29 protein-coding genes and 4 pseudogenes are annotated in these 26,747 nt (G+C 41.8%); 17 read left to right on the forward strand and 16 right to left on the reverse strand.

Going from position 1 to position 26,747, the window contains the following annotated elements:
* Positions 1-158 precede the first annotated feature (158 nt).
* The 5 genes and pseudogenes from ACG9ZB_RS13265 to ACG9ZB_RS13285 form a co-directional block, all read left to right on the forward strand.
* Positions 159-812, forward strand: a pseudogene (locus ACG9ZB_RS13265) (linear amide C-N hydrolase); the annotation flags it as partial.
* A gap of 230 nt (positions 813-1,042) precedes the next feature.
* A complete protein-coding gene (locus ACG9ZB_RS13270) occupies positions 1,043-1,666 on the forward strand; it encodes a LexA family protein (protein WP_419326211.1) in 624 nt (207 codons plus the stop codon).
* A gap of 20 nt (positions 1,667-1,686) precedes the next feature.
* Positions 1,687-2,982, forward strand: a complete 1,296-nt coding sequence (locus ACG9ZB_RS13275) for a Y-family DNA polymerase (RefSeq protein ID WP_419326213.1) — start codon at positions 1,687-1,689, stop codon at positions 2,980-2,982.
* Between the two features lie 62 nt (positions 2,983-3,044).
* Complete coding sequence (locus tag ACG9ZB_RS13280) at positions 3,045-3,551, forward strand: GNAT family N-acetyltransferase (RefSeq protein WP_419326214.1); 507 nt, start codon at positions 3,045-3,047, stop codon at positions 3,549-3,551.
* A gap of 209 nt (positions 3,552-3,760) precedes the next feature.
* The gene (locus tag ACG9ZB_RS13285) at positions 3,761-4,114 is read left to right on the forward strand and encodes a hypothetical protein (RefSeq protein WP_419326216.1); all 354 of its coding nucleotides are present in this window, start codon (positions 3,761-3,763) and stop codon (positions 4,112-4,114) included.
* Positions 4,115-4,186: 72 nt separating this feature from the next.
* Here the strand turns inward: ACG9ZB_RS13285 and ACG9ZB_RS13290 are convergent.
* The 3 genes and pseudogenes from ACG9ZB_RS13290 to ACG9ZB_RS13300 all read right to left on the reverse strand — a co-directional run.
* A pseudogene (locus tag ACG9ZB_RS13290) lies at positions 4,187-5,182 on the reverse strand (IS481 family transposase).
* Positions 5,183-5,258: 76 nt separating this feature from the next.
* Entirely contained in the window at positions 5,259-5,627 is a 369-nt protein-coding gene (locus ACG9ZB_RS13295; RefSeq protein ID WP_419326217.1) for a lysozyme inhibitor LprI family protein, read from the reverse strand.
* A gap of 189 nt (positions 5,628-5,816) precedes the next feature.
* Positions 5,817-5,984, reverse strand: a pseudogene (locus ACG9ZB_RS13300) (IS3 family transposase); the annotation flags it as partial.
* 37 nt (positions 5,985-6,021) lie between these two features.
* Here ACG9ZB_RS13300 and ACG9ZB_RS13305 point away from each other — a divergent pair.
* Together ACG9ZB_RS13305 and ACG9ZB_RS13310 are read left to right on the forward strand one after the other, a co-directional pair.
* Positions 6,022-6,369, forward strand: a complete 348-nt coding sequence (locus tag ACG9ZB_RS13305) for an IS630 transposase-related protein (protein WP_419326219.1) — start codon at positions 6,022-6,024, stop codon at positions 6,367-6,369.
* 5 nt (positions 6,370-6,374) lie between these two features.
* Complete coding sequence (locus ACG9ZB_RS13310) at positions 6,375-6,869, forward strand: IS630 family transposase (protein WP_419326221.1); 495 nt, start codon at positions 6,375-6,377, stop codon at positions 6,867-6,869.
* Positions 6,870-6,872: 3 nt separating this feature from the next.
* Here ACG9ZB_RS13310 and ACG9ZB_RS13315 read toward each other — a convergent pair.
* Positions 6,873-7,870, reverse strand: a pseudogene (locus ACG9ZB_RS13315) (IS3 family transposase); the annotation flags it as partial.
* 375 nt (positions 7,871-8,245) lie between these two features.
* On the opposite strand from ACG9ZB_RS13315, the gene ribA reads away from it, so the two are divergent.
* A complete protein-coding gene (gene ribA / locus ACG9ZB_RS13320; protein WP_416713958.1) occupies positions 8,246-8,848 on the forward strand; it encodes a GTP cyclohydrolase II in 603 nt (200 codons plus the stop codon).
* Between the two features lie 134 nt (positions 8,849-8,982).
* On the opposite strand, the gene trpA is transcribed toward ribA, so the two are convergent.
* Together trpA and trpB are read right to left on the reverse strand one after the other, a co-directional pair.
* The gene (gene trpA / locus ACG9ZB_RS13325; RefSeq protein WP_419326223.1) at positions 8,983-9,771 is read right to left on the reverse strand and encodes a tryptophan synthase subunit alpha; all 789 of its coding nucleotides are present in this window, start codon (positions 9,769-9,771) and stop codon (positions 8,983-8,985) included.
* Positions 9,768-10,979, reverse strand: coding sequence for a tryptophan synthase subunit beta (trpB, locus tag ACG9ZB_RS13330; RefSeq protein WP_419326225.1), 1,212 nt, complete (start codon positions 10,977-10,979; stop codon positions 9,768-9,770). Before trpB ends, trpA begins: the two co-directional genes overlap by 4 nt.
* A 102-nt stretch (positions 10,980-11,081) precedes the next feature.
* Between trpB and ACG9ZB_RS13335 the strand changes: the two genes are divergently transcribed.
* The 4 genes from ACG9ZB_RS13335 (at position 11,082) to ACG9ZB_RS13350 (ending at position 13,834) form a co-directional block, all read left to right on the forward strand.
* On the forward strand, positions 11,082-11,963 hold the full coding sequence (locus ACG9ZB_RS13335) for a LysR substrate-binding domain-containing protein (protein ID WP_419326226.1): 882 nt from the start codon (positions 11,082-11,084) through the stop codon (positions 11,961-11,963).
* Positions 11,964-12,081: 118 nt separating this feature from the next.
* Complete coding sequence (locus ACG9ZB_RS13340; RefSeq protein WP_419326228.1) at positions 12,082-12,654, forward strand: nuclear transport factor 2 family protein; 573 nt, start codon at positions 12,082-12,084, stop codon at positions 12,652-12,654.
* Positions 12,630-13,130, forward strand: coding sequence for a chalcone isomerase family protein (locus tag ACG9ZB_RS13345; protein WP_419326229.1), 501 nt, complete (start codon positions 12,630-12,632; stop codon positions 13,128-13,130). The genes ACG9ZB_RS13340 and ACG9ZB_RS13345 overlap by 25 nt, the downstream gene beginning before the upstream one ends.
* Before the next feature lie 11 nt (positions 13,131-13,141).
* Entirely contained in the window at positions 13,142-13,834 is a 693-nt protein-coding gene (locus tag ACG9ZB_RS13350; protein WP_419326231.1) for a response regulator transcription factor, read from the forward strand.
* On the opposite strand, the gene ACG9ZB_RS13355 is transcribed toward ACG9ZB_RS13350, so the two are convergent.
* The 8 genes from ACG9ZB_RS13355 to ACG9ZB_RS13390 all read right to left on the reverse strand — a co-directional run bounded on the left by ACG9ZB_RS13355 (position 13,831) and on the right by ACG9ZB_RS13390 (position 22,004).
* Positions 13,831-15,153 carry a sensor histidine kinase gene (locus tag ACG9ZB_RS13355; protein WP_419326233.1) on the reverse strand — a complete coding sequence of 441 codons (1,323 nt, stop codon included), beginning with the start codon at positions 15,151-15,153 and terminating at the stop codon, positions 13,831-13,833. The genes ACG9ZB_RS13350 and ACG9ZB_RS13355 overlap by 4 nt on opposite strands.
* Positions 15,154-15,192: 39 nt before the next feature.
* Positions 15,193-16,242, reverse strand: coding sequence for an SAM-dependent methyltransferase (locus ACG9ZB_RS13360; protein WP_419326235.1), 1,050 nt, complete (start codon positions 16,240-16,242; stop codon positions 15,193-15,195).
* A gap of 8 nt (positions 16,243-16,250) precedes the next feature.
* Positions 16,251-17,030: a DUF1295 domain-containing protein gene (locus ACG9ZB_RS13365; protein ID WP_419326237.1), complete on the reverse strand. Its 780-nt coding sequence runs from the start codon at positions 17,028-17,030 to the stop codon at positions 16,251-16,253.
* A 25-nt stretch (positions 17,031-17,055) separates the two neighbouring features.
* On the reverse strand, positions 17,056-18,252 hold the full coding sequence (locus ACG9ZB_RS13370) for a class I SAM-dependent methyltransferase (RefSeq protein WP_419326239.1): 1,197 nt from the start codon (positions 18,250-18,252) through the stop codon (positions 17,056-17,058).
* Positions 18,249-19,043 (reverse strand): DUF1365 domain-containing protein, encoded by a 795-nt coding sequence (locus ACG9ZB_RS13375; protein WP_419326241.1) that lies wholly within the window; start codon positions 19,041-19,043, stop codon positions 18,249-18,251. Before ACG9ZB_RS13375 ends, ACG9ZB_RS13370 begins: the two co-directional genes overlap by 4 nt.
* Positions 19,044-19,052: 9 nt before the next feature.
* Positions 19,053-20,336 carry an NAD(P)/FAD-dependent oxidoreductase gene (locus ACG9ZB_RS13380; protein WP_419326243.1) on the reverse strand — a complete coding sequence of 428 codons (1,284 nt, stop codon included), beginning with the start codon at positions 20,334-20,336 and terminating at the stop codon, positions 19,053-19,055.
* A complete protein-coding gene (locus tag ACG9ZB_RS13385; RefSeq protein ID WP_419326245.1) occupies positions 20,333-21,319 on the reverse strand; it encodes an acyl-CoA desaturase in 987 nt (328 codons plus the stop codon). The genes ACG9ZB_RS13380 and ACG9ZB_RS13385 overlap by 4 nt, the downstream gene beginning before the upstream one ends.
* 136 nt (positions 21,320-21,455) lie before the next feature.
* Positions 21,456-22,004, reverse strand: a complete 549-nt coding sequence (locus tag ACG9ZB_RS13390) for a lipocalin family protein (protein ID WP_419326246.1) — start codon at positions 22,002-22,004, stop codon at positions 21,456-21,458.
* Positions 22,005-22,486: 482 nt separating this feature from the next.
* Between ACG9ZB_RS13390 and ACG9ZB_RS13395 the strand changes: the two genes are divergently transcribed.
* The 3 genes from ACG9ZB_RS13395 to ACG9ZB_RS13405 all read left to right on the forward strand — a co-directional run bounded on the left by ACG9ZB_RS13395 (position 22,487) and on the right by ACG9ZB_RS13405 (position 23,291).
* Positions 22,487-22,702 (forward strand): cold-shock protein, encoded by a 216-nt coding sequence (locus ACG9ZB_RS13395; protein WP_004799092.1) that lies wholly within the window; start codon positions 22,487-22,489, stop codon positions 22,700-22,702.
* Between the two features lie 102 nt (positions 22,703-22,804).
* A complete protein-coding gene (locus tag ACG9ZB_RS13400; RefSeq protein ID WP_419326248.1) occupies positions 22,805-23,032 on the forward strand; it encodes a hypothetical protein in 228 nt (75 codons plus the stop codon).
* Between the two features lie 61 nt (positions 23,033-23,093).
* Positions 23,094-23,291, forward strand: coding sequence for a hypothetical protein (locus tag ACG9ZB_RS13405; RefSeq protein ID WP_168405434.1), 198 nt, complete (start codon positions 23,094-23,096; stop codon positions 23,289-23,291).
* Between the two features lie 158 nt (positions 23,292-23,449).
* Here the strand turns inward: ACG9ZB_RS13405 and nudC are convergent, their stop codons facing one another.
* Positions 23,450-24,223, reverse strand: a complete 774-nt coding sequence (nudC, locus tag ACG9ZB_RS13410; protein WP_416676226.1) for an NAD(+) diphosphatase — start codon at positions 24,221-24,223, stop codon at positions 23,450-23,452.
* 383 nt (positions 24,224-24,606) lie between these two features.
* Between nudC and ACG9ZB_RS13415 the strand changes: the two genes are divergently transcribed.
* Both ACG9ZB_RS13415 and ACG9ZB_RS13420 read left to right on the forward strand, forming a co-directional pair.
* Positions 24,607-26,130: a cryptochrome/photolyase family protein gene (locus ACG9ZB_RS13415; protein WP_419326250.1), complete on the forward strand. Its 1,524-nt coding sequence runs from the start codon at positions 24,607-24,609 to the stop codon at positions 26,128-26,130.
* 2 nt (positions 26,131-26,132) lie between these two features.
* The gene (locus tag ACG9ZB_RS13420) at positions 26,133-26,285 is read left to right on the forward strand and encodes a DUF2256 domain-containing protein (protein WP_419326252.1); all 153 of its coding nucleotides are present in this window, start codon (positions 26,133-26,135) and stop codon (positions 26,283-26,285) included.
* On the opposite strand, the gene ACG9ZB_RS13425 is transcribed toward ACG9ZB_RS13420, so the two are convergent.
* The gene (locus ACG9ZB_RS13425) at positions 26,282-26,536 is read right to left on the reverse strand and encodes a TIGR03643 family protein (protein WP_130132672.1); all 255 of its coding nucleotides are present in this window, start codon (positions 26,534-26,536) and stop codon (positions 26,282-26,284) included. The two genes, ACG9ZB_RS13420 and ACG9ZB_RS13425, sit on opposite strands and share 4 nt — an antisense overlap.
* Positions 26,537-26,747: the final 211 nt, after the last annotated feature.

Consider the following 26,747-nt stretch of genomic DNA (forward strand, 5'->3'; position numbering starts at 1 on the left):
TATTGTTACTTTCAAATAAATAGCATAAGCCTTACATCTGATGCCCAAGATGTAAGGCTTAATTTCGTTTGGGCCAATAACCATGTGAAAAAAAAGCAAGTATTTAAGAAGGCTCTAGACTAGCAGAATAGATATGTTAGTCTAGAGCCTAGATAAATGCTACAGTGAATGAAGCCATTCAGGCACTCGAAAAAGAGCCTTTCATCGTTGTGACTGACCAAGTTCCGGGTGAGAAACGTTTAGCTACCCTGCATTTATCCATTTCCGATGCCACGGGTGATAGTGCCATTATTGATTATATTAACGGTAAACAAGTCATTCATCATGGTCGACAGTATCAAGTGATGACCAACTCGCCAACCTTTGATCAACAGCTCGCTTTAAATAGCTATTGGAAGCAAATTGGTGGCACAACCATGCTTCCAGGCACTAACCGCGCATCTGATCGTTTTGCCCGTGCTTCTTTTTATATCAATGCGATTCCAAAAAATGCAACTCCAGACCATTCGCTCGCCAGTGTATTTAGTGTCATCCGCAATACCTCAGTCCCTTTTGGCCTAAACACTGAAGAAGAGCCGAATATTTCCTCAACGCGTTGGCGTACGGTGGTCAATCATAAACGTGGTTTATATTTCTTTGAATCTGCCGTTTCACCAAATGTGTTTTGGGTCGATTTAAAGGAAATTAACTTTAAAGATGGTCAAACCAAGAAGTTAGAACTTGGCCCAGACCAAGCGATGACATATGCAGGCAAAGCCAATGCATCCTTTAAAGTCACCAAACCTTTTGAGTTTTTAGGAACTAATCCCTAAGTTTTCAGTTATATCATCGGCTTAAAAATATAATCACCATCAATAATAGCCCTGATCAAAGGGCTACTCATCATCTAAAAGAAAGTTTCTTACTTTTTCTTATCCGCGACCAAAATTGACGGGGCATTATTTATTCAGTGTTTTTAAATTTGAGTTTTCACTTACATCAGCATATTCTAAACAGACAGATTCCACTTCCAAACACGCCTTGTAGCGTAGGAGTATTCACCATGTCAAAGAAGTTACCTATCTACTTCTCGGACGACGCATGGTCGTCTTTACAAGATCTCATGGGGCCAGAAGGTAAACCCAGTCCCACCATCAATAGCATGCTCGAACAAATTGCGCAGCAAGCTGAACTTGCGGATCAACTTAGGCTGACTCCTGTTCTACCTCAGTCCAAAGTCTCTATTCCTGTTTCTTTAGAACGCATTCCAGCAGGCCCAGCGTTCAGCACTAAAGATGAGCAAGGCAAAGCCATCGATCTCAATGAATTCTTAATACAAAACCCCATTTCAACGTTCATCGCTCATGTAGACAGTGAGTCAATGTTGGGCGTAGGTCTTGAAGTAAATGACCCGATTATTATTGATCGGAGTATTGAAGCCAAACACTACGACATTGTGGTGGCTTTAATTGATAATAATGACTTCACTATTAAAAGACTGATGATGACAAACAAAATGTCAAAGTCGGACATCAAAGACATTTTTGGAGATGAAAACTACCCTTTGCCTCAACTTTGGCTAAAAGCTGAAAACCCCGAGTATGAACATATTATTCCTACAGAAAATCAAACCTTTGTCATTTGGGGAGTGGTGACGTTTAACTTAAAACGTCTGTACCACCGTTAAGAATAATAAGAAGAAGCAATATGAAAAATGAAACTGAAATATTCGCGCTCGTTGACGTGAATAATTGCTATATCTCATGTGAACGCGTCTTTAATCCAAAGCTCAATGACCGCCCTGTGATTGTATTAAGTAATAATGATGGTTGTGTAGTTGCTCGAAGCCAAGAAGCCAAGGATCTCGGCATTGGCATGGCTGTCCCTTTTTTTCAAATTCAAGAACTTGTCCAGCAGCATAATATTCAAGTGTTTTCGAGTAACTATGCTCTATATGGGGAAATGTCTCGCCGCTTCATGCAGTTATTGGGGCAATATGTGGCAGCCGATGAACAAGAGATCTATTCCATTGATGAATGTTTTTTAAAGCTAACCGCTTATGAGCATTTATTTAACCTCACTGACTATGCCAAAGACATGAAAGACAAGGCATGGCAGTGGCTTGGTCTTCCCTGCTGTATTGGAATTGGTCGTTCTAAAACAGAAGCCAAAATTGCCAATCATTTAGCCAAGAAAAATAAGGCGTTAAATGGCGTGTGCAATTTGGCACACATGGACCCATGTACTGCTGAATACATGCTTGCAGATGTGGAGGTCGGTGAAGTCTGGGGCGTCGGTCGACAGAACTGCAAAAAGCTAAACTCGATGGGTATTTATACGGTTTTAGATTTGATCGACTCCAAGCCGAGTGAAATTAAAAAGCAATTTAGCATAGTGATGGAAAAGACTGTCCGTGAACTTCAAGGGATGTCTTGCATCAATATTGAAAATGATGAGGTTGCGCATAAGCAAATTATTAGTAGTCGCTCATATGGTCAAGCTGTGTATGAAATTGATGACATCAAAGCCTCTGTACGCTTATATGTTGCCAGTGCTGTTAAACGCTTACGTCATGATGGCTCTATTTGTAAAATGATCGGGGTGTATATTCAAACAGGTCGTTTTAGCCAAAGTGAACGTTACTCGCCCTATACCATTGTGCACATGTATGAACATACCGATGATCTGCTTGAAATTACACAGGCGGCCATGAAAGGCATTGACCAAATTTTCAAGTCAGGGTTTAAATACAAAAAGGCGGGCATCGTCCTTTTGGAAATTATGGATAAATCTAAATTTGTGCATGATCTTTTTATCGACTATAGCCATAAAAATGAGCGTGAAGAACTCTCCAATACAATGGATGCCATTACTGAACGTTTTGGTAAAAATATGATTTCTTTAGGGTTTTGCCATGAGAAAAAAGAACCTTGGCAAATGAATCAGTGCAATCGCTCTCCTGCCTATTTAAGCAACTGGTCGGAGCTATTTAGAGTGGGTTGAAGTTAAGTCCTCATAAAAGTAGATCACTTCCCACTGAACGAATACGCATAAGGATTTTTTGAATGAATATCATGATTCGAGACGAACAGCCAGAAGATATTGAAAGCATTGAGACCTTGACTCGCGCTGCATTTTTAAATGCAGAGCATACCAGCCGTACGGAACAATTCATTGTGAACAGTCTCCGAAAAAGTGGTCAACTTACGATTTCTTTAGTGGCTGTTGAAGATGATTCAATTATCGGTCATGTCGCCATTTCACCTATATCTATCTCGACAGGTACAACTAGTTGGTATGGCCTAGGCCCAATTTCTGTCTACCCAACTAAACAAGGTATGGGCATTGGGTCACAGCTGATGCAGACATCCCTTGAAAAATTAAAACAACTGGGTGCGAAAGGCTGTGTTCTATTAGGCGACCCCAATTATTATCATCGCTTTGGGTTTCGGCCTAATCTAGAGTTGGTTTTACCTGGCGTTCCTAGCGAATACTTTCAAGCCCTTAGTTTCAATGGAGAAATACCGCAGGGCGTTGTCAGTTATCATGACGCATTTAATGCCACTGAATAAATTGAACTTTTAAATATCAATTTACTCTGTTGTGTAAGGTTTGAATGAATACTTTAAACCGTATTTTGAACCGCTTAAGGTGAATAACAGTACGTTTATACAGCGTAAAATTCCATTTATGTAAAGCGAATGTAAAGCAAACTTTTAAACTTAAGATATAACAAATAGTATATATGGACTTATGATTTATATATAAAAAGGTCATTTTTATGAAAAATGCTTTAGGTGCAATACTCGTTACTTTAGCCTTAGTGGGTTGTACTTCTGCACCAACAGGAAAAGTCACTCAAGAAAACACATCAAACAATAATACTGCAGAAAAACAAGTGATTCACTTCACAGGACCAATGGATTTAACCATTGAACTGAAGTCATCTGATAATTTTGAAACAGCGATGATGACGGATAACTCAGATCGAACATTCATGCTGAAAAGTGCACCAGCCGCAAGCGGTATGTTTATGACGGACGGCAAAGGCGTATCGATTCACATCAAAGGAAGTGAAGGCATTGTCGAGTTTGTCAAAGATAAGCCGATCCAGATTACTGAGTTTAAGAAATAAACGTCATAGCTAATCGTTTATTAGAAAAGGTCATGTAGGACAAATCCCACATGACCTTTATTTTGTCTTTACTCAGGATACGTTAATCTGTGTGATTGATAGAGATCGTTTCAATTTAGCGATCTCTAAATCCATCTTGTAATTGGCGTGTTGAATCCGTTCATTTGATGGGTTGTATTGCTTCTGGACCTCATCAGAGAAAGGGGTTTCTTCACATAATTCAAAGTACCTTTACATCGGTGTTTTACCTTTCAAAGCTGAATGTGGTCTCATCCAGTTATAGTAATGCTGCCATTCGGCTAGCTTGTCTTGGATATCTTCAGAATTAATATCGACAGTAGCGTAGAACTCAGATTTATCAGTCTTTTGAGAACGCTCTACCTTGCTATTCAAATGAGGTGAACCTGGGTTATTTGGCCTCAATTTGATTCCATGCTGCATCAATTTTTTCTGTACTTTTTCAGCAAAGAATTCCCGCCCTCGATCGGTCTGTATTCGCTGTATGGGAAAAGGCATTTCTTCAATTACGCAGTCTAAAAAGTCGAGCGTATTCGCTACTGTTCGGCGTTTATATATCCTTAAAACGCGATATCGTGTGCAGTCATCGATAGATGTGTATTGATATATTCCAGGACCCAGTTTACAGGTATCCATTTGAATTCTATCGCCTGGTAATGGGCGTTCATAACGAATGAAATTTGCTTTATGACGGAATTTTTTAATCGATTTGACTTGATGGGTGGAGAGTACTTTATGGATAGTCGCTAAGGACAACGAGACTCCGTGTAGCCTCATCAATTCTGTTTGCAAACGTCGAGCACCCAGATTTCTAGCCGAGCGCATTTCCAATATTAAGGCCTCTAGCTCAGCATTGATTTTAGTATTTGGAGATTTTAATGGGCGTTTACTCTGACTACTTAATCCATCAATATCTTGCTCAGAATATCGTTTCCACCACTTGCCTAATGTTGGTCTAGAAATGCCACATCTCCGACAGACTAGGCCAGCATCATTGGTCTCTTCAAATAATTTAACCCATACGAGTCTTTTTTGAATTTCTCCGTTCATAGACACCCATTATATTGAAACGATCTCTATGAATCACACACGTAAGTCCTATATTTTATAAAATATTCCTAATCAATCAGTATTTTTCTAAAAATAAAATTCGTTCTTTTGTCATTTCTGTTTGACATTCTATCGCTTCAAAATGGCTTTCTCGCCCAAACTCCTCCTGATTGGCAACACATATCTTTTCTTTCTTTTTCAACCAAGCTCTTTGGGATTCTCTTAATTTTACTCTTTCTTCTTCAGATAATTTTGATACTTTCTTCTTATATAAAGAGTTTAATATTTGGTCATTTTTCTTGTAATCAATTAAATAACAACTCAATATATCATTAAAAACAGTGCTATCAGGTTTACATACCAAACTATCTTCATCTGCAAATACATATGAAGAGATAAAGATAGTTAAGATAGAGATCTTAATTTTTTTATTTATAGCAATCACACTTTAACCCTTTTTCAAAAATTTTAGCTTCTTCTCTCCGGCGTATTCCTACACCACTATTTCCTTTTGGACCAGTTTTACTCCAAAGCTTAGACATATCTCTCAAAATACTTGGAATTTCTTCAGGTTTATTATCTTTTAAGGCATTGATATACGCTGAATTATCAGGAGACTTTCCCTTGGGAGATTCTAGGCAGCCAACTTATAAAAGTCTTCGGCCATTTGATTTGGTGTCTTAAAATCCAAACCCTTTTGAATTCTTCGATGATTATAAAATAACTCAATGTATTTTATAATATCTGCTTTGGCTTCTTCTCTGGTTTGATAGTTGTAATGATGCACTAACTCATTTTTCAGTATAGTCCGCACGCCAAAAAACCAATACAATACCGATATGAGTTATCCAATAGATTTTAGAAAGAAAATATTAGCCAAGCTTGAAGAAGGTCAATCTATCCGAGCGGTTGCTCAGCACTTCGAAATTAATAAAAATACAATTGTCGAATGGAAAAAGCGAATCGAAATAAAAAGAACTCGACCAAGAAAACCATCTAAAGTTGATGATGATGCCTTACGTGCAGATGTTGAGCAATATCCTGATGATTATCAATATGAACGCGCTGCTCGTTTTGGTTGTGCTACTTCTACAATTGGAGATGCGCTCAAGCGTCTAAATATCACAGTTAAAAAAAGACCTTACGGCACCCGAAAGCAAAAACAGAACTCAGAGAGCAGTATTTAAAAGATTTGAACCGATTAAGGTGTCAACATCCGATCATCTATCTTGATGAAAGTGGATTTAAATCTCATGAACATAGACCTCATGGTTATTCAAAACAGGGAACGCCTTGTTATGGAACATATAATTGGCAATTAAAAAATCAAACCAATGCAATAGGAGCAATCCATGAGGGTAAATTATTTGCAGTGGGTTTATTTGATAGCAAAGTAAATTCGGATGTATTTTATTTTTGGGTAGATCAGTTTTTATTACCAGAATTACCCACGAATAGTGTAATTGTCCTGGACAATGCAGCCTTCCATAAACGACAAGATATACAAGATCTATTAAGCCAACATGGGCATCAAATACTTTGGTTACCACCTTATAGTCCTGACCTTAATCCTATTGAAAAAATGTGGGCATGGGTGAAAGCAAAAAGGAAAAAATGGTTGGTTAACTCAATAGATAAGCTTTTTAGTCGTTTTTTTAACGAGTGTATGGGTCATTATGCAGTTTGACTATATTCCCCAAAAGCTTTCAATCGGTGCATTATCGTAACAGTCTCCGCGATTGCTCATTGAACCTTGAAATCCATATTGCTCAAGTATATTTCGATATTCATGGCTGCAATATTGACTTCCTCTGTCTGAATGCACAATCAGTTCTTTGGTTGGTTTTTGATTGTGAATAGCCATATTTAGCGCATTACAAACAAGCTGTGCTGTCATGCGCTCATTTAAGCTATAGCCAACCACTTGCTTCGTGTAAAGGTCTTTTACCGCTGCTAAATACAGCCATCCTTCAACAGTCCATATGTACGTAATATCACTTGACCATGCTTGATTTGGTCTAGTCATTGAGAATTGTTGCTCCAACAGGTTTTCATAGATCGCTCGATTATGGTCACTATTCGTAGTCCTTTTAAAACGCTTGTGTCGCTTACAATACAGGTGGTTCAGCACTTTTATCTGACGTACAGCGTACATACTCATTTTTATGTCCTGAGCTTGTAAGTATTTGGTTAATCGAATATAACCATAGCTCTGCCTTGTTTCCTCATGGGCTATTTTCACCAATATCGTCTGTTGATTTCGTTGAAGCGTTCTTTTGCTCACGCCTCTCTTGAGCCAATCATAAAAACGTGAAACTGAAACATGAAGTAATCGAGCCATTAAGGTAATTGGAAAAGAATATCTTTTTTGTTTCATATAGGCGTACCTTACTGACTTTCTTTGGCAAAGTACGCTGCTGCCTTTTTTAAAAATTCACGTTCCATTTCAGCTATTTTGAGCTGTTGTTTGAGTTTTTTATTTTCTTCGAGTAGAGCGTTTAGATCAGGTGAATACTGTTTTGTACCTGCTAAAGTTCCAGGCTTTGCTTTGGTATTCCAATTTGAAAGAGTTTGCATTGAAATGCTAAGTTGTCTAGCTGTTTCCGAGACATTGCCTTGATTGGCTTCAATTAATTTGATGGCTTCAGCTTTAAATTCTGTGGTGTAAGTCTTGTGTTTCTTGCTCATGGTAAACTCCTGATGAGTGTGTTTAGTTTACCAAGTTAAAACCTCCTGTTTTTTCAGCACACATCACTTCATTTAATGTCAGCATACTTTTTAAAACACCACCTAAAAATTGTCTATATCATTCCTAATGACTGTTAATTGCGATCTTAGTTATTGTGCATATAAAAATTGTATATTTAACATCCAACTAAAAAATAATTTTAGAAAACTTGTCAAATCTAAAATTAGAAGTAACTTATTGCTTTTTTATTGAAATTTACTTCACACACTAAAAACTCTTGTGTTTTCACATAAATTTCACTATCTGAGAACTATTTTAACTGGAAAGTAATAGTTGCAAGTTTCTAAATTCTTAAAATACAGGGGTATCGTTAAATGGCTATAGAATTTGTTTCAAAATCAAAGTTACCTACTGCATTTGGCGATTTTGAAATTATAGCGTTTCAAGACCAAAGTACTGGTGAAGAACATATCGCTCTTGCTAAAGGAATGGATACTATTTCTAATCAATCTGTACTCGTCAGAATTCATTCGGAATGCTTAACAGGTGATGCTTTTGGATCACTCAAATGTGATTGTGGTCCACAATTACACTCAACTATGAAAATGATAAATGATGCAGGTCAAGGTGTGATCTTATACTTACGCCAAGAAGGTCGCGGCATAGGACTAACCAATAAAATTCGAGCTTACGCACTTCAAGATCAAGGACATGATACTCTTGACGCCAATTTATTATTAAATTTACCAGCAGATGCTCGTAAATATGATATGTGTACCATTATGTTAGATTATTTAAAAATAAAGAATGTAAAACTCATTACAAATAATCCCCTTAAAATTAAATCTTTAACTGATTTAGGAATTAATGTTGTTGAACGTATTCCTTTAAAAGTTGGTTTAAATATCTTTAACAAAGCTTATCTAGAAACAAAGCAAAAACGCATGTCACATTTATATGATAATAGTGATTTTTAAAAAGCGATCACTTTTAGAAAAAAATCCACATCCAAAGTTCCATCTCCCTTTCGGGAGAAGGCGAAGATAAAATACTGTTTTATATTTAATTATGTTTTTAAAGAATAAGCAAATACCTATCAAAGATAGCTAGCTTATTCTGTATTTTCTCTCAGGATTTGTGAAAAAACTGTGACTTTTTCTAAAGTTGCGTTCATTCCTTTATTAAAAAAAGTGTCGACGAAAGCTGAGCCAATGATAATAAGATCTACTTTATTGGCTAAGGCTTTAACGTGGTTTTCATTTTTGATCCCAAAGCCGATTGCAACTGGGATATTAAAAATAGGCTTGATTTCAGCAATCTTTTTTTCAAGTTTAGACAAATTTAAGTCTCCTCCTGTTAAGCCATTTTCTGCAACATGATATAAAAACCCTGTCGCGCGCGCTGAGATTTGCTCTAACCTTTCAACTGGGGTCGTCGGCGCGGTCATTGCAATTAAATGCATATTTTTTTTATTTAATTGCATTTCAAAGTTTTCTCGATATCCATATGGAGCATCTAAAATCAATATTCCATCTATAAGATTCTCTGTTTCGGCGATAAGTGTCTCGAAACCATATTGCATCATTGGATTTAAATAAGTCATGAAAATTATCGGTGTCTGGTCATCATGCAGCCTGATTGCTTTTACCAACTCAATGGTCTGTTTTACCGTTTGACCTGCACCTAAAGCCCTAAGATGCGCTGCCTGAATGATTTCCCCATCTGCCACTGGATCTGAAAAAGGAATGCCAACTTCAATAATGTCAGCCCCAGCTTGACCTAATTGGCTCAACAGACGACAACTTTCTGCGAAATTAGGATCTCCAGCAGTAAAATAACAGACCAGACCGCTTCGATTTTCCAGTTTCAATTGCTCTAATTTTTGATCTAGACGGTTCATGCTGTAGCTCCTGCAAGATATTTTTTGACCGTGTTTAAGTCTTTGTCTCCTCTGCCACTTAAATTGACAATAATGATCTGTTCTGGCTGCATTTCTTGAGCAAGTTGAATCGCATATGCAATCGCATGAGAACTCTCAAGCGCAGGAATAATGCCCTCCTGTTGACTTAAAAGCTGAAATGCATTTAAGGCTTCTTGATCGGTTATAGCCGTGTATGTCACACGTCCTGTTTCAAACAGAATGCCATGCTCTGGACCAACACCAGGATAATCCAATCCAGCTGATATAGAGTGCCCTTCTAAAATCTGCCCATCTAAGTCTTGTAATAAATAGGTTAAATTGCCATGCAGCACACCGACCTGACCTTTGCAAATAGAGGCGGCATGTTCATCGCTATTTATTCCTTTTCCACCTGCCTCAACGCCAAACATTTTGACATTCAGGTCTTCTAGAAAAGGATGCATCAACCCTAATGCATTTGATCCCCCACCCACGCAAGCAACTAGAGCATCAGGCAGTCTATTTTCTTTCAGAAGTATTTGGTTTCTGGCTTCTAGACCAATAATTTTCTGAAATTCTCTGACCATGGTGGGATATGGATGAGGGCCTGCACCCGTACCCAATAGGTAATAGGTTGTATCCACATGACGAATCCAGTCACGTAATGCTTCATTCATGGCATCTTTTAAAGTCCCACGCCCTTTTTGAACACTTCTGACTTCAGCACCGAGTAATTTCATACGTTCAACATTCATTTGTTGGCGCTGAATATCTGTTTCTCCCATAAAAATGGTACATTTTATCTTAAACAGCGCGCAAACCGTTGCTGTTGCAACACCATGTTGTCCAGCACCCGTTTCTGCAATGATTCTGGTTTTCCCCATAAATTTGGCTAATAAGATTTGCCCTACACAATTATTGATCTTATGCGCACCCGTATGGTTCAAATCTTCTCGCTTGAAATATATTCGAGCGCCGCCTGCATAAGCTGTTAGGTTTTTTGCATAAAAAAGAGGACTAGGACGACCAACAAAGTCCGTTAAAATCTGCTGATATTCAGCCCAAAATTCAGGTTTGACCCGAACAGTATTAAAGGCTTGCTCTAATTCTTGAAGTGCTGGCATTAAGCTCTCTGGCATGTAGCATCCGCCAAATTTACCAAAAAATCCCAAGGCATCAGGACCATTACCTGTATAAGGGGTTGTCATCTCATATCTCTTTTACAATCAAAACTCGTTCGATCTTAAAATATTTTCATTTTGATGATAATTGATATATTTTGAACTTATGATGTTAGAAAATTTTACAACATGAAACGCAGAACATTACCTCCTCTTAATGCTTTAAAAGCTTTCGAAGCTGTCACCAGAAATAAAAGTTTCAGCTTAGCTGCCGAAGAATTATGTGTAACCCATAGCGCGATTAGCCATCAAATAAAGCAGTTAGAAGAATGGTTGGATAAAAAATTGTTTATTCGACATTCCTCGACCATCTCTCTGACGGCGGATGCCGAAGAATTGTCGCTCGTTTGTACGCAGATTTTTAATCGTTTAGAACAATGCGTCTTTGAGTTAACAAATAAAACTTCAGAAGTTGAAGTTGTCATAGGCGCTTCTCATAGTTTTATGGCAAATTGGCTGATTCCGAGATTAGAAAAGCTCGAAGTCATTTATCCCAATATCCATATCAAATTAATGACATGTAATGACTTAAAATTGTTAGAAAAAGAGAAGGTTGATATATTTATCAATAGCGTCAGTGAGCATCATCTACTTCCCAACTTTTTGAATAAATATCTGTTATTTCCCGATAACATGGGTCCTATTTGTCATCGTGAAATAAATCCTCTTCATTCCGTAAATGATCTTTTAAACTATCCATTACTTCATACCCACTCAAATAAAAGTGCATGGCATACATGGTTTGATCAGTTTCAAATAAGCTTTTCCCCAAAATCCAATGACCGTTATTTTGATAGTCTGAATTTAATGATAGAAGCTGCCGTGTCTGGGTTAGGAATTGCCATAACACCTCAAATTTTAGTAGAAAAAGAAATGTTAAATGGAAAGATCATTGCCCCTTTTGGTTTTATCTATTGTGACTATAATTTTTATGCAATGGTCAGAAAAAATAACGAAAATCGTGATGTTATGAATATCATTGATTGGTTAATGGCCGAAGAAAAAAGTTAAACATTTAATCTTTGATTTGAAAAGTTCTATTCAATTGCTCATCTATAACGTCTATTTCACATTCTGTTCACGCTGTGCTGCCTAAGGTATAAACATACACTTCATACGGACACTGATGATGAGACTTGTAAAAACACTAATTGCTACAGCCTTATCCTTGCCGCTTCTGTTGTTAGCCGGATGTAAAAGTATTCCCAGTTATTCAGCCGATTACGCCCAATCCAGAAACGGTATTCAGGGGATAGCGCTGGATCAGACTAAAGCTCAGGATATCGGCCTCCGCTTTACCTCAGCTTTTAATACTTTGGGCACACCAGAATTTGTGGAAAGAGCCGGATCGCTGTATGCCGACCAGCTGTTTATTAACGATACCCTATCGCAATTTTCATCCCGTCAAAATCTACTCGAGCACTTTCAAGGCATGAACAAACGGGTCAGCAAGGTCAGCGTCAAGCTGTTAAACGCTTCATATCATCAGGACTCTGCCTATGTGCACTGGCATATGACCTATGATTTTAAAATGTTCGGCACGACCCGTAGTATGGACTCTTACGGTATCAGTGAAATCAAGATTAACGAAAACAACAAGATTATTTTCCAGCAGGATTTCTGGGACCCTGCGAATGGCCTGTATCGTTCCCTGCCTTATGTTGGAGGGGTCTATTCATGGCTACTGCCTTTCAAAAAATAGCGATCAGCACGGCGTTAGTGATGGGATGTAGCTTCTGTCCATGGGCACAGGCACAAAGCCTGAATCAATGCGGCAATGGTCCGCTGATGGTGGGTAAAAAACAGGTCGGTATGGCCAGTTATTTTGCACAAAACTGTAGCCAGTCCTGGGAAAAACAAAATATACAGATGGACTTTTCCTATACCCAGAATATTCCGGAATGGGCATTTAAGCGTGCGGCCACACATTTACTGAAACGTAATGTTAAAGACGCAAAAATACATGCTCTATTCAACCCAATCACCGATTTGTATCGTCCGGTCAGATCAGGCGACCTGTACCGTTTAAAATACAACCATGCTACACACACCCTGAGCTTATCTTTGAACCAGCAAAGTTTAGGGCAGCTTAAACATCCTCTGGCACAACAATATTTTAATATATGGCTGGGTCCCCAGCCATTTAGTGCTAAATTAAAACAGCAATTATTAAATTAGTATCTGCCGCTATGTCGAAACATTTTATCCTGATGGTTGAAGACCATTATGAACTGGCCTCTACCCTATGCGAGTTTCTAGAAGAACATGGCTTTGTGGTCGATCATGCCCGCAATCTGAGTGCTGCTAGACAATTACTGAAACAGCAACGCTACCATATCTTGCTACTAGACATTAATTTGCCTGATGGTTCGGGTTATGAATTGTGCGAGTGGTTACGTAATGAAGAGGGGTTGGACTTACCTGTCTTGATGCTTACCGCTCGGGATACCTTGGATGATAAACTCAAAGGCTTCAATTCCGGCACGGATGATTATCTGGTCAAGCCCTTTGACTTTAACGAGCTTGTGGTTCGGGTCAAGGCCCTGATCAAACGTTCCCTGGGTGAAGTATCTAGCAGTCGTCTGCAAATTCATGACCTAATTTTGGACACAGCAACACAGCAGCTAACGCGAGCTGGGCAGAACATTGAATTACCTCCGATTCAGTTTAAACTTTTGAAGCTATTGATGCGTCATTCTCCTAAAGTACTGACCAAACAGGAAATTATGATTCAGCTTTGGGGTGACGAAGAGCCAGAAAGTGATGCTCTGCGCAGTCATATCTATAATTTACGCAAAATGGTCGATAAACCCTTTGAACAAAAGCTGATTCACACCATTTCCGGGATTGGTTTAAAGATTGCTTTCGAAGATGAAGCCTAATTTAGGTAAACAACAACAATCAGTCCAGTGGTCATTGCTAGATCAACATTCTGATGAGTGTCGAGATAATATTGCCTGTCAAACAGCTCCACACGCCAACCTAACTGTTTGCATAACTTTTGCACCAATTGCAATCCAATACCATGCCCTTTGATTTCAAGTTGTAGCTGCTGACCAGACAGTTCCTGAACTTTAGAATTGTTAGGTAAAGGCATGCCGACCCCATTGTCAGCAATCAGCACTTTATTTTTTTCCAGAATCACATCAATTTCTGTGCCCTGTGAATAGTTCAGCGCATTGCGCAGAATATTGCCAAACACCATTTTGGTCATGGATGGATAAAGTTTACGCGGCTGTTCATCGAGGTCTTTTTGCAGGTCTATCTGCATGCCTTTGTTATGACTGACACTCTCCAGATCCTGCACAAGATTGTCCAGACATTCTGAAAGCATGGTCGGTTCAGCAGTTAAAGTGTTGGTGGTATTGCGGGCAATGGCCAGCAAGGTATCGACCAGCAGCTGCATGTCTTCAATGGTGTTATGCAGGCGGGTAAAGGACTTGTTGTCGCCATAGCGTGCCTGACACAGCTGCACATTGCCTTTTAAAATAGTCAGTGGCGTGCGTAGCTCATGGCTGACATCTCCGGTAAATTCACGCTCACGCTGAATAAATTCGCTTAATACCTGATGATATTTTTCCAGTGCCTGCTTGAGGTATTCAGCTTCCAGATTAGAGTCGGTGCGGATGTCCTGAAAAGGCGAAGCCTGGTTTTTCTGATGTTCCCAGTCGATATATTCCAGCGCATTGGCCAGACGGGTAATCGGGGAAAAATAGCGCCGGGCCCGACGGTTCCACCACCACAGCACACTATATAGCACAAACAAGCTGACCATCAGCGGTGCCAGACCAAACAGCCACACCAGCTTGTTGACGTTGCTTTCGCCAAACACCAGCAGCACATGCTGTCCGTCTTTTTCACCATACACGGTCATGCGCTCCTTGCCATCGACAAAATGCCGATTCACCCCTTGCTCAAGTGACATATTCTTAAATTGGGAGGGTGGCACAGTGTTCCAGCGGTAACCATACAGGTTTTTGGTGTCGGGCAGTTCAGCAGCCGGATTACGTTCCAGCCGCTGCCAGTAGTGTGACATTTCCTGTTCTAGCGCTGTTCTAAGCAGGGAACCTTTGATTACCCAAGCACTACAGCCAATCCCGATCACCACAGACAGGGCAATGAATCCGATTTGCAGCCAGTAATAGCGGTTAAACACCTCACCCAGAGGATGATCGTGTTTGTCCCTGAACAGCTTTAACATTGGCGCATTCCCCGCTACCCTATCCGATTCGCCATTCAATTATACGGTTTTCTTTTTAAACAGAAAGTGACCGATCACCCACTCGCGTCCATGCTCATAACCGAACAGCTCGGCACAAGCCATAAAGAAAATCCGCCAGCGTTGCCACCAGATTGCGGCATCTGCACCATAAGTTTTTTCAAACAAGGGCTTTAGCTCGGCCTGTTTAGCATCCATATTTTCTAGCCAAGCATTTGCGGTACGTTCATACTGCGTACCCGCCCATTGCCAGTGCTGCTCTAATTGCAAATGCTGCTGGAAATGCAGAAAGGTCGAAGCTGCCGGCATCAGTCCGCCACTAAAGAAATATCTCGACATCCAGTCGAATTCATTTTTCACTTTAAACGGATAATGCAGGAAACGGTGACAGAAAATATGGCACCAGAGCAGACCATCCGCTTTCAGCCAGCTGCTGATATTTTCAAACAGTTTCTGGTAGTTGCGCACATGTTCAAACATTTCCACCGAAACCACGCGGTCAAAGGACGTGGGTTCCAGTTGCAGCACATTGACGTCGCAGGTGATTACCGTCAGGTTCTGCAGTTTTTTCAGACGCGCCTGTTCCTGAATATACAGGCGCTGGGTCGAGGAATTCGACACCACTGTAATGCGAGCCTTGGGATAATGCTCGGCCATATACAGACTCAACGATCCCCAGCCACAGCCAATTTCCAAAATATCCTGCCCGTCTTTCAATTGTGCTCGCTGGCAATAGCAGGCAAGGGCAGCTTCTTCGGCTTGGTCTAGCGTCATATCGGCATGTTCAAATAGACTCGCGCTATATTTCAAACGCTTGCCCAGCACCGCCTGGAAAAATGCGGTGGGCAGTTCATAGTGCTGTTCATTCGCCTTGTCGGTCTCGATGGCAATCTCGCTATTTTTCAGCATATGCAGCACATCCATATAGCGCCGAGCTGCCAGTGCCGGGTCAAAGCGTCCTTCTTGTGCCAGACGTTTTTTGCTTAGGCTACGAATGCCCGCGCGAATCACCGAATCGGGCAGCTTACCGCTTTCGACCAGTTTTAAAGATTGTTGAATCATAAAGTCCATGTATTTACCTACTGTTTGGGTGGCCACGGAATAAACATTGAAGTTCGTCGTTGATAGTCTTTATAGTTGTCGCCGCGATGTGCCAGCGCCTGTTGTTCACTAAATGGAATCCCGGTGATGTAGTACAGAAACAGCCACATCAGCAGTGGATAAATCCATAATTCATAGCATCCTGCTGCCAGACCGAGCACTGGATACGCAAACCAATGCAGCCATTCAAAGAAATAATTCGGATGGCGCGAGTATTTCCAGAGTCCCCGATCCATGGTTTTACCTTGATTCTGTGGATCTAGCTTAAAACGGTAAAGTTGCTGATCGGCAGTGCTTTCGCCTATCAAAGCGGATAGCATGATCATGCCCGCCACAATCACAGTGACTAAAGTCCAGTTATTCCATTGCTCGGTCGAGATACTTAACAACTTCAGCATTGGGTAAGAAAACAGTAGAGCCAAACCTGCCTGAAATATAAAAAACACCAGAAAACCAAGATGCTGATAATCCCCCATCGCTCGGCGCATGTTGGCATAACGCGTGTCTTCTTGGGTTTCACTGGCATAGCGCCGTAACAGATGCCAAGTCAGCCGTGAAAACCAGATCCCACTCGCCAGTCCCAGAAATAAGCGAACCAACATCGGTGCACTGTCAATCGCCCAAGCGGCAATAATCACATTGAGGGCAATACTGAAACTCCAAGCAACATCGACCAGCCCTGCTCTGCGGTTATAGGTCACCAACACCCAGCTACAGAGCATGATAAAGACATTCAGCATCAGTAAATTCAGCAGCATTTCGGCCCTCCTGTTTTATCTTGACTTAGTAGGCACTGGCTTCGAACAGCAGATGTACATCACTGATCACGCCTTCGCGGAAGCCACCTTCGCAATAACACAGATAAAAATCCCACATGCGGATAAAACGCTCATCAAAGCCGAGTTGCAGCACCTGATCACGTTGCTCCAGAAAACGCTGACGCCAGCAGTGCAAGGTCTGGGCATAGCTCTGGCCGATATCTTCCAGATGTTTGAGACGCAGTTTTTGTTCGGAAGCGGTCTGGGTCATGACACTGATACAGGGAATAAAACTGCCCGGGAAAATATAGCGCTTGATATAGTCCACTGTATTCAGGGCTTTGGCATAGCGTGCATCTTCAATGGTGATGGCCTGAATCAGGGCCAGACCATTCGGCTTGAGGAGCTCGCGGCATTTTCGGAAATAAGTTGGTAAATACTGCTCACCTACGGCCTCGATCATTTCAATCGACACCAACTTGTCGTATTTGCCTTCCAGTAAGCGGTAATCTTTCAGCTGCACAGTCACACGATGTGACAGTCCTGCTGCAGCGACCCGGGCCACGGCTTCATCATACTGTGCTCTGGAAATGGTAATGGTGGTGACCTTGCAGCCATACTGCTGCGCGGCATAAATGGCAAAACCGCCCCAGCCGCTGCCAATTTCGACCAAATGATCCATCGGCTTGAGTTGCAGTTTCTGGCAGATTAGCTCTTTTTTATAATCCGAAGCCTGTTCCAGGCTCATGCCCGGTTCTTTAAACACCGCACTGGAATACATCATGCTGTAATCTAGGAACAGCTTGAAAAAGTCATTGCTCAGGTCATAATGCTCGGCAATATTTTTGCGGCTGCCATCAATCGAATTCTTGCGCGATTTATACCAGACCTTTAACAGTAACTGGCTGGCTTTGGCCACTGCATTCTGATTCATCTGGTCCAGCACATCGCGGTTACGTGCCAAAATGCGGATCACATCGACTAGATCTGCACTGCTCCAGTAGCCACGGATAAAACCTTCGGCAGCACCCAGTACACCATTACGGAACAGCTGATCCATCAGACGAACATCATGCACCTGTATCACCGCCTGTAAATCGCTATTTTCCCCGACAGCCCCATTCCAGACGCCTTTAAAAATCAGCTGACCATGGCGTAATTTCAGCAGGTGGCGCAATACCACCGGCAGTGTGCTTTGCTCTCCCATGAATAGTGTCTTCATCGCAATGTGTTTCCTTTTTCTTTTTTAGGATGTCGGTAAAATGGAACTTTCTTTTTCCATAAACGAAAGGCGTGCAGATAAATTCCTCTGACCATCCTGAAGGGTTCAAGAACTTTCAGTACAGCATAGCGATGCTGCTGTGAAGGAACCGTGATGGCCTGCAAGGAAAATTTCAGGGTGGCATCGAATTGCAAGATTCCCTGCTCAAACAGCTGCATATGAATCACGTTCTGCCGATCCGAAAAGCTGAAGCGCCAGCGATAATCCAGCCCCATCGGCATGAACGGCGACACATGAAAGGCCTTTTTAAAGTCAAACTGGTGACTCTGGTACGGCGCATATTCGTCTGCATTGTTCCGGCAATCGTGAATGTAGACCTGTCGTTCATTCCACGGTGTGTTGGTGATTTCACTCAGCACAAAGAGCAACTGGTCGGTGGCACCAAAGACCAGATAAAACACTACGGAATTGAAACGAAAGCCGAGTGTTCGTGGCAAAGCTAGCACCCGGATAGACGCGGCATGCGGTAACAGATAGTTTTCCCGCTTGATCAGCAGGCGTGCAATCTTCTGCCGAATCGAGCCACATTCCATAGTCAGAAAATCGCGCTCATCTAGGGTCAGGAAATTCCAGCGGTTAGATGACCACAGCCAGGATTTTCCGGTAAACGTCGCGAGTTGATCTGGATCAAACCATAGATAGCTCAGCTGGGTTTTAAAAGCATGGGCTTGGGGCAAATAACGTCGATGCCGGATTTCAGCAGTGGCGATCGCCAGTGGATACATCTGCATCATGCGCTCCTAGTCTGCCTGTTCGGCCTGTTTTAATAGCTGATCGATTACCCATGATGCGCTACGTGCCCCATCCTCATGAAAGCCCCAGCCCCAGTAAGCGCCGCAATATGAGGTGCGGTTTTGGCCGTTGACCTCGGCCCAGCGTTGCTGTGCTTCAATCGCCGGGGCATCAAACACTGGATGACGGTAATGTCGTTCTATCCAGACTTTTTTCGGATTCAGGGCAAAATTAGGATTCAGGGTGGCAAAGACCTGGGTTTTGCAGTTCAGGTTCTGCAACTGGTTCATCCAGTAGCTAAAGCCATAATGTGTGCCACTGTGTTGGAATGGCGTCTGTTCAGTGACCTGAGTCGGCGTGACGTGTACATGCCAGCTGGCCCACTGGCGACGGGATTTGGGCATGATAGAGGTATCGGAATGTACCACCATGCGGTTATTCTGATAGCGGAACTTGCCTAGCACGTCCAGCTCCTGCGCGGTCGGGTCTTTCAGCAGTTTCAGGCTGTCATCGGCGTGGCTGGCGAAAATCACCCAGTCAAAACGCTCGCTGCCCTGTTGGGTTTCAATCAGCACATCATTGGCACTGCGAGACACCCGATGCACAGCAGTTTTACGAAGCGTGATATTGCACTGGGCCTGAATGGCACGGACGTAGCGAGCTGATCCACCCTTGACCGTCAGCCATAAAGGACGGTCTTTGAGCTGCAACATGCGATGATGCTGGAAAAAACTCACCACAAACTTATACGGAATCTGTCCGGCCTGTTCTACCGGGCAGGACCACAGCGCTCCACACATCGGATAGAGATGTTCATGACGGAAGGCTTCGGAATAGCCATGCCGATCCAGATACTCATCAATACTGAGCTGTGCATCGACATGCTCGACATCCAGATCTTTATTGGCGGCATAGAAGCGGAACAGATCCGACAACATCGCACGAAAATCTGCATTAAAAAAGTTTTGAGGTCGGAACAATAACGAGAATTTTTTTGAAGGATTGTACTGTAAGCCAGTGACCTGATTATTCACCGAAAAGCCCATGTCACTGCTTTGCGATTGAATGCCAAGTTCTTTTAGCATGGCGCAGAACAGCGGATAGTTATGCTCATTAAAGACAATAAAGCCACTGTCTACCGCGACCTGTTCGCCATCTATATTCAACTGATGGGTATCGGTATGACCGCCAAAGTAGTTATTCTTTTCAAAGACGGTAACGTCATGCACTTTACCTAATTTCCAAGCCGCATACAAACCGGAAATACCTGAACCAATAATTGCAATTTTCATGGTGATTCCTTTGAATGAATAGTCGGAGTGCCGGTCTTGGCAGCTTTTTTCTGTTTTCGAGCCCGGGCAATTTTACTGACATCATAGACACGTGCCGGAATGGGCTTGAGTCCCCAGACCAGCCCGAACAAAGACATGAGTTTCAGCAGGTAATAGGTCACATCAATCTGCCACCAGTAAAAACCCTGCCGGGTACTGCCGGCATAATAATGGTGATTGTTGTGCCAGCCTTCGCCTAAGGTAATGATGGACAAAAACAAGTTGTTGCGGCTGTGATCTTCAGTGTCAAAATCCCGGCTGCCATAATGATGCGCCAGTGAGTTAATACACAAAGTGGCATGGAGCAGTAACACAGTGGAGACCACAAATCCCCAGACCAGCAATTGCAGGCCGGAGGTACCGAGTTGCGGCCAGGTCATGGCCAGCCACTCCCCTAGCGCATAAATCCCGCCCGCGGTCAGCAGCACCACAATTAAACTGAAACGGTCCAGCCAGATCAGTTCAGGATATTTTAGCCAATCTCTAATGACTTCTTTTCGCGTGGCAAAGTTATATTCATTTAAAAACCAGCCAACGTGGCTGTACCAAAAACCATGCGTGGAGGAATGCGGGTCTTTCAAGGTATCGGTATAGCGATGGTGATAACGGTGATGCGCCGCCCACCAGAGCGGGCCACGCTGCGCACTCATGGTACCCATCAGCACAAACAGGAACTGTACCGGACGCGAAGTCTGAAAAGTTTTATGTGACAGATAACGATGAAAAAAAGCGGTGATGGAAAACATGCGGATCAGGTAGAACGCCAGCATAAAGCCCAGCGCAAACCATGACACCCCCACCCAGAACACGGCGAGACAGGCCAGATGCAACAGAATAAAGGGCAAAATCCGGAGCCACTGAATCTTGCTGTTTTCAGCCGTCAGTGTGTCGGGCGCTGTGGGTGTAGACCAGCTGTCTATCCATCGCATCAGGCTTTTCAACATGGACTCGTCCTACTTTTAAGCGGTTGTCTTTATTCTATTTGATGAGTGTAATCAGTCAGGTATGAATTTTATGTGAAGTAAATAAAAAAAAGCCGAACTATAGAGAGACTAATGAGTTCGGCAAAAGGGTAACAGATTAATGTGGCAATTTGATCAGTTTTGTAATGTCATAACCATAATATTTTGCTGTATCCGGATAGGACTGATAGGTGGCTTCATCCAGTTGCGGTTCGCGCGATAAAATCCACAGGTATTTGGTACTCGGTCCACCGACCAGGGCCACTTTATATTCCGGATCCACGCGTAATACCCAGTAATGCCCTTTGGTAAACGGAATCCATCTTAAACCTGGCGGCAAAAAGCTGACTTTCAGTTTGCTGTTGCCCTGATTTTGCGAATAGGCCACCCCTTCAGAGCTAATCATTTCACCATTTTCAATCCGGCAGCTATTTAAGACGCCCATGGTCTGATCGGCATTGACAGTGTATTGTGCCGAGATATCCGAGACACATTTACGCTGAAAATACATCGGTAAATGGGCAATTTCATACCATTTACCGGCATACTGCCGGATATCTACCTGATCGACTGCCCGAGGGGCAACCGTTTCAGCTCGAGCAGTAAAGCTTAAAGTGATGATGGCTAACGCTGTAACTGCAAAAACCGACTTGAATAGCATCTTCATTTTTAAGCCTTGTTGTATTTGAGACTTAAGATAACCCAAGTCGATGTGAACAAAGTGTGAAGATTAAATGCAGAATGAAGGTAGGAGAAATTTCAATCTTACAGCATGAGAAAATGGGGAAAATCATTTCTTCTTGGATCCCCTTTTAAAGCGGTAAATTGAATTTTTTAGATTCAATGTAGCAATATTGTCGATAGTATTATTTAAAAAAGTCAACTAGATCAACATATTAATTCCTGAACTAATCATCTTTTATAAGGCAATTAAATATACATATAAAAAAACTTGATTAATTTTATTTTTAAGGTATAGTTAACTCAACTAGAAAAAAGTCTTGTTTCATTAAATCTCTCTTAAGTATCGTCGTTTTATTCATAATTCTTCGTTTTTTTCAGATTTTAAGTTTCAATCTTTATTATTTTCAAAGTTATATGCAGTCAATAAAATGACTAAAAATTATTAAAAAATCAGTAGGATTTATTATGTCAAACTCAAATGTTGTTAAAGGTACCGTTAAGTGGTTCAATGAAACTAAAGGTTTTGGATTTATTCAACAAGAATCAGGTCCAGATGTTTTTGCGCACTTCAGTGAAATTGCTAACTCAGGTTTTAAAACCTTATTTGAAGGCCAACAGGTTGAATTTAGTATTGCTCAAGGTCAAAAAGGACCGAATGCGGTCAATATTGTTGCTATATAAGCACTAAAATACGAGTTGAAAAAGCACTACTCAGTGCTTTTTTAATTTTAAAGAAAAAGTTGTTGTTCCACATTGGAAAAAAACATAAAAACAGGATATAAATTGTTAAAAGCTAATGAATTAATTGCAAAATCTAAAAATGGTACCGAAATTATCGTTTCTTTAATTCCCTTAAATAAAATGCAGAATACACGTCAAGGTTTTAAAGAAATTGAAGTGGGTAAAAGAGTTCTTCTGGAATCTGGAGTTGAGGTAGATTTAAACTTAGATGGTCGTACATTTTATACGTCTTTAAATCAATTATTTAAGCTAAATCAAAAAGTTATTTAAAAAATAATATATTACTTAATTAATTGCATAGCCGCTCCATAATCTTATTAAAGGTAAAATAATGTTTAAACAAAATCTAAATGTAAAAGACCAATTCGGTATCAAATATTCTATTCAGGCCACGGTTGAGCGCAATTTTAGTGCTAGCCAGTCTTGTTCCCATGTCAAATATATTACCGTGGATGGTGAAGATATTCGGCCCAGCTTTGAAATGTTTTTCCAAAGTACTTCTAGCGGAAAAATTTTCAAGATTATTTAAGTCGATGAACTACTCACTGCTAAAACAAAGCCAATAATATAAAAATATTTATATCTTATAGCTTTATATTATTTATAACTAATATAATAATTTTAAATTTCTAGTGGCTTAACTCGCCCTTAAAAGAGCGAGAATGCGCACTATATTTGTTCAAAATTTCAAAGCCATTCTTTGCTGTCATCGGCAACAGGTGTGCCATGCATCACATGCTGAATCATGGCATAGGCGATACTGCCCTTGAACGGAATCTCGGGTAACTGATCAAATTTGAAAAACTGCGCATCGCTGAGTTCATTTTCCTGAATCTGAATCTCACCCGAGTGATATTCTGCTCTGAAAGCCATCATCAGATTGCTGGGAAACGGCCACGGCTGGCTGGCCAGATATTGAATGTTTTTGATCTGTAGCCCCACTTCTTCCAGTGTTTCACGGCTTACTGCCTCTTCCAAGGTTTCTCCAACCTCAACAAAGCCTGCAATCAGGCTGTACATCTGGGTTTTATTGCGGGCATTTTTTGCCAGCAGAATTTCATCTGTACCCCGAGTAATGATAGTGATCACACAAGGATTCACACGTGGATACTGGTTATAACCACAGGATGGGCAGATCATGGCATAGTGACTGACGTGCTGCTGGGTCGGATGGCCACATTTACTGCAAAAGCGGTGATTACGGCGCCACTCGAGCAACTGCACAGCACGACTGGCTTGTTCAAACTGTGGTCTGCTCCAGACCTGCACCAATTGCCGGATCGGGACTAGTTGATAGCCTTCAGGTACTAATTCATTTTCTTTTAGATCCCGTGCAATGACCTGGCCATTTTCCGACAGATCCAAGTCGTGCTGCAGTCTTGCTACCAGCGGCAACTGAAAATGCTCATCCACCATTAATTGCTGCTGTCTAAAAATATATGCTTTTGAATGCATGCTCATGACATCCACTGATTAAAAAAAATCCCATACATGGGGGTGTATGGGACAAAACTAAGGAAACTTACATAGAGTAACTTCTCTTTAGATACTAAGCGCACGCTGCCTGAATTACAACCATAATAATTTGTATCTTTTTGATTAAAATCACATAATTTTCACAACAATTATGTATTCAGGAATAATGCGAAGCGCGTTTCATCAACTGGCTGTAGCATTATAGAGATGAACACTCTGTTATTGTAGCAATCATGATTCCTTTGCAATGTCACCAGATCATCTGGTCGGGCTGAATTAACTGAACATGCGGACTGATCTGTATTTTCACAAAAAATTGAACTGGCTGGCTATAGACTAGGCTATCTTTGATCGGGTCTGGAAAGGCTATGCGTTTCGGTTTAATTCTGGGTGACCAACTTCATCATCAGCTTGCTACGCTTAAAGCGCTAGACCGTACCCGGGATGTGATCCTGATGGCCGAAGTGGTTGAGGAAGCGACTTATGTCGCCCATCATCCGCAGAAAATTGCCCTGATTTTTAGCGCGATGCGGCATTTTGCCAAAGAGCTCAAAGCGAAAGGCTGGCGTGTACGTTACCATGCCTTTCAGTCCGGCAGTCCGATTCGTAGCCTGCTGGATTTCGTACAGGCACAGCAACTGCTCTTCCCCGTCACAGAATTGGTAATGACCCGATGCGGGGAATACCGCCTGCAGCAGCAGATTGAACAGCACTGGAGCCAGCAGCTGCAACTGCCGGTACAATGTCTGGATGACGATCGTTTTTTCTGTAGCCCGGAACAGTTCCGGCACTGGGCCAGCCGTTACCAGACGTTGCGCATGGAATATTTTTACCGGGAAATGCGTAAACAGACCGGTTATTTGATGCAGAGACAGCAGCCACTTGGACAACAGTGGAACTATGACAGCGCCAATCGCAAGGCATGGTCAGGCACTCCACCATTGCCTCCAACACTTCATTTTGAACGCGATCAGATTGATCTGGATGTAATACAACTGGTTGAGCGCGAGTTTCCACTTCACGCTGGCAGCCTTGACAACTTCCGCTGGGCCACCACACGTAGCAATGCTCTGCTTGCACTGGAGCATTTCATTACCCACAGTTTGCCGCATTTTGGAGATTATCAGGATGCCATGGTTCAGGGTGCAGACATGCTGTTTCACAGCCTGCTCTCGCCTTATCTAAATTGTGGTCTGTTACTGCCCAAAGAAGTCTGTGATGCGGCAGAAGCTGCCTACTATGACGGTCATGCACCACTGAATGCAGTGGAAGGTTTTATCCGACAGATTCTAGGCTGGCGCGAATATGTTCGCGGAATTTACTGGCTGTACATGCCAGAATATGCCAGCCGCAATGCACTGCAGCACTCAGCACCATTGCCACAATTTTACTGGACTAGACGTACTCGGATGAACTGTATGGCTGAGTGTTTCCGTAATACTTTTCAGCATGCCTATGCACATCATATCCAGCGTTTGATGGTGACTGGAAATTTTGCCTTATTAACTGGTGTAGACCCGCAGCAGATCAGCGAGTGGTATCTGGCAGTCTATGCCGATGCCTATGAATGGGTAGAATTACCGAACACACTGGGCATGGTAATGCATGCCGATGGCGGCTTGATGGCCAGCAAACCCTATGCGGCCTCGGGCAATTATATCCATAAGATGTCGGATTACTGCAAGCACTGTAGCTACAATGTCAAAACCCGAACCGAACCGGACAGCTGTCCTTTCAACAGCCTGTACTGGTATTTCATGATTCGGCATGAAGCGAAATTCCGTACTCATCCACGTATGGGCATGATCTATCGACAGCTGGACAAGCTTAAAGATCGGCCGCAGATTATCAGCCATGCCCAGCAACTTCTTAGCCTGATTGATGAGTTATAACCATGAAAAAACAGCATCTTCCTGAAAAAATCTGTATGCACTGTTTGCGTCCTTTTACTTGGCGCAAAAAATGGCAACGCTGCTGGGAGGAAGTCAGATACTGTTCTGAACGATGTAAACGTGAGTCCAGACAGCAGTCAAAATCAAAGGCTTAGAAACGCTTGTATTGCCGTGAACAATAGGCCCGTATCACGTCGGGTGAACGCAGTTGCAGATGTTTAGTTTTTCGGCCGGTGACGCGTTCACGCCACATTTTAAAACTCGATGCTTTCATATTTTGCCGCATCAAGCGGATCACCGCCGCTTCATTTAAACCATACTCACATAAAATAGCTTCAAAAGGAGTTCTATCTTCCCAAGCCATTTCTATAATTCTGGATACGTCTTCTTCAGAAAATTGATTCATACTATTCTCGTTTTTAATCATCATGAAGCGTCAATAAGCTTTATCGACTTTAATTTGATTAAAAGAATAACAGTACAATCATGAATTTTTTGTGATTTTTTCTAGTTTACGAACTCTGTCTTGTCCTGAAATAGATTGACAGTATTCCACTTCAAACCGAGTTAAGCAATTAGCTCGGTTTTAGTTTGCTCATACATCTGATTCGGGGTGT

Source organism: Acinetobacter johnsonii, from assembly GCF_048551975.1.
GTDB classification, from domain to species: domain Bacteria; phylum Pseudomonadota; class Gammaproteobacteria; order Pseudomonadales; family Moraxellaceae; genus Acinetobacter; species Acinetobacter johnsonii_A.

Excerpts from the sequence above, each read along its gene's own strand:
- ACG9ZB_RS13270 (WP_419326211.1), top strand. The coding sequence starts at position 1,043 with ATGTCAAAGAAGTTACCTATCTACTTCTCGGACGACGCATGGTCGTCT.
- ACG9ZB_RS13275 (WP_419326213.1), top strand. The coding sequence starts at position 1,687 with ATGAAAAATGAAACTGAAATATTCGCGCTCGTTGACGTGAATAATTGC.
- ACG9ZB_RS13280 (WP_419326214.1), top strand. The coding sequence starts at position 3,045 with ATGAATATCATGATTCGAGACGAACAGCCAGAAGATATTGAAAGCATT.
- ACG9ZB_RS13285 (WP_419326216.1), top strand. The coding sequence starts at position 3,761 with ATGAAAAATGCTTTAGGTGCAATACTCGTTACTTTAGCCTTAGTGGGT.
- ACG9ZB_RS13305 (WP_419326219.1), top strand. The coding sequence starts at position 6,022 with ATGAGTTATCCAATAGATTTTAGAAAGAAAATATTAGCCAAGCTTGAA.
- ribA (WP_416713958.1), top strand. The coding sequence starts at position 8,246 with ATGGCTATAGAATTTGTTTCAAAATCAAAGTTACCTACTGCATTTGGC.
- trpA (WP_419326223.1), bottom strand. The coding sequence starts at position 9,771 with ATGAACCGTCTAGATCAAAAATTAGAGCAATTGAAACTGGAAAATCGA.
- trpB (WP_419326225.1), bottom strand. The coding sequence starts at position 10,979 with ATGACAACCCCTTATACAGGTAATGGTCCTGATGCCTTGGGATTTTTT.
- ACG9ZB_RS13335 (WP_419326226.1), top strand. The coding sequence starts at position 11,082 with ATGAAACGCAGAACATTACCTCCTCTTAATGCTTTAAAAGCTTTCGAA.
- ACG9ZB_RS13340 (WP_419326228.1), top strand. The coding sequence starts at position 12,082 with ATGAGACTTGTAAAAACACTAATTGCTACAGCCTTATCCTTGCCGCTT.
- ACG9ZB_RS13345 (WP_419326229.1), top strand. The coding sequence starts at position 12,630 with ATGGCTACTGCCTTTCAAAAAATAGCGATCAGCACGGCGTTAGTGATG.
- ACG9ZB_RS13350 (WP_419326231.1), top strand. The coding sequence starts at position 13,142 with ATGTCGAAACATTTTATCCTGATGGTTGAAGACCATTATGAACTGGCC.
- ACG9ZB_RS13355 (WP_419326233.1), bottom strand. The coding sequence starts at position 15,153 with ATGTTAAAGCTGTTCAGGGACAAACACGATCATCCTCTGGGTGAGGTG.
- ACG9ZB_RS13360 (WP_419326235.1), bottom strand. The coding sequence starts at position 16,242 with ATGGACTTTATGATTCAACAATCTTTAAAACTGGTCGAAAGCGGTAAG.
- ACG9ZB_RS13365 (WP_419326237.1), bottom strand. The coding sequence starts at position 17,030 with ATGCTGCTGAATTTACTGATGCTGAATGTCTTTATCATGCTCTGTAGC.
- ACG9ZB_RS13370 (WP_419326239.1), bottom strand. The coding sequence starts at position 18,252 with ATGAAGACACTATTCATGGGAGAGCAAAGCACACTGCCGGTGGTATTG.
- ACG9ZB_RS13375 (WP_419326241.1), bottom strand. The coding sequence starts at position 19,043 with ATGCAGATGTATCCACTGGCGATCGCCACTGCTGAAATCCGGCATCGA.
- ACG9ZB_RS13380 (WP_419326243.1), bottom strand. The coding sequence starts at position 20,336 with ATGAAAATTGCAATTATTGGTTCAGGTATTTCCGGTTTGTATGCGGCT.
- ACG9ZB_RS13385 (WP_419326245.1), bottom strand. The coding sequence starts at position 21,319 with ATGTTGAAAAGCCTGATGCGATGGATAGACAGCTGGTCTACACCCACA.
- ACG9ZB_RS13390 (WP_419326246.1), bottom strand. The coding sequence starts at position 22,004 with ATGAAGATGCTATTCAAGTCGGTTTTTGCAGTTACAGCGTTAGCCATC.
- ACG9ZB_RS13395 (WP_004799092.1), top strand. The coding sequence starts at position 22,487 with ATGTCAAACTCAAATGTTGTTAAAGGTACCGTTAAGTGGTTCAATGAA.
- ACG9ZB_RS13405 (WP_168405434.1), top strand. The coding sequence starts at position 23,094 with ATGTTTAAACAAAATCTAAATGTAAAAGACCAATTCGGTATCAAATAT.
- nudC (WP_416676226.1), bottom strand. The coding sequence starts at position 24,223 with ATGAGCATGCATTCAAAAGCATATATTTTTAGACAGCAGCAATTAATG.
- ACG9ZB_RS13415 (WP_419326250.1), top strand. The coding sequence starts at position 24,607 with ATGCGTTTCGGTTTAATTCTGGGTGACCAACTTCATCATCAGCTTGCT.
- ACG9ZB_RS13420 (WP_419326252.1), top strand. The coding sequence starts at position 26,133 with ATGAAAAAACAGCATCTTCCTGAAAAAATCTGTATGCACTGTTTGCGT.
- ACG9ZB_RS13425 (WP_130132672.1), bottom strand. The coding sequence starts at position 26,536 with ATGAATCAATTTTCTGAAGAAGACGTATCCAGAATTATAGAAATGGCT.